Origin of the sequence: Chitinophaga niastensis (assembly GCF_003014755.1) — a bacterium.
GTDB lineage: Bacteria > Bacteroidota > Bacteroidia > Chitinophagales > Chitinophagaceae > Chitinophaga > Chitinophaga niastensis.
The window spans coordinates 1-1,281 of sequence record NZ_PYAW01000033.1 but is presented as its reverse complement, the minus strand read 5'-3'; the positions used below and the strand labels follow the sequence as shown (position 1 = coordinate 1,281).

Below are 1,281 nucleotides of genomic sequence, written 5' to 3'. Positions count from 1 at the left end.
GTAGCAGCATACATACTAAAATCACTTTGTTCTGTAAGCACCATCCGCACATCTCCCAGGTGGTCTTTTACAAAATAATCGTATACATAGCTGATAGGTAATCCTGATTTCAATACCGGCCGTACCCGTCCTTCTTCGTGGGCTAAAAACTGCATGGTATCATTCTGATATACCATACCGCCTATATAATCAGTAACCGTTGTTTTAGCCGGAGTAACCGTATTATCTGTTACCGTTTTGCGTAGCTTATTACCGGCTGCATCATACAGGTACTGGATATTACCTTTACCCGTAATCGTTATTCCTGTGGGAAGGTTCAGATGATTATAGCTTATTCCTGATGCCGGTATGTTTTTATTGGCATCTTGTGTAAGATTACCATTGGCATCATACGCATAATCATTGGTGCCGGTACCATTTACTTCTTTAAAATCCCCCAGCGTAGAGCTGGGATCATTTGCAGCATCCGTTACTCCCTGTAATTTGTTACTGTTAGCCAGATAAACATAACTGAGTTTATCAATAGGAGCACTGGTGGTACCTTTTAACCCCTGTTGGGTCATACCAAGAATGTTACCATTGGCATCATATGCGGAATTGTAATTGAGGCCGTCTCCCAGCTGCATGCTGAAATTCACGCCTGCTGTATTATTCCAGCCACTGTTGTTTTGGGTAAAATCGCCCTTCAGCAAGCGGTTGGCAGCATCATAACTATACCCATAGGAACGCCACTGATTATCACTCCTACTACGCCAGGTAATACCGGCTATATTACCGTTGTACTGCGATTGCGTATAGCCGTAATCGTAGTGCAGCTCTGTTCCAAAATAATGTCCAACGCTTCCGCTTTGTGCATAGCTTTTGTTGATCCCTTTCAGCCACCCACGAATGTTGTAATCATAGGTCAGGCTCTCCAGGTTGGCTCCGAGTGTTTTGGTCATGAGCTGTCCCAGCTCATTGTAGCTATTCTGTACAATCACTTTAGCAGCATCATCATTCACCTGCTTGCTGATACTGGTTAATCTTCCCACAGCATCATAGCTCATGTTGGTCAGCAACCGCATATCCGGCGTAGCCTTGCTATGCGGGTTACTATGACGATGGTAGGTGCTGAGCTGTTTTCCATTAAAATCATACATGGAAGTCATTACATCCACACCGCTGTTCATATTCTCTGATAGTACCTGTATAACACGACCCTTATCATTATAATAAGTAGAAGTAGTTAACCAGCTATTAGTCCCCACTACTCTTGCTTTCGTACCTGTTACCAATCCTTTG

General features: G+C 43.5%; 1 pseudogene. It reads right to left on the bottom strand.

The window, feature by feature from the left end:
* Window positions 1-1,281, bottom strand: a pseudogene (locus tag CLV51_RS29360) (DUF6443 domain-containing protein); the annotation flags it as partial.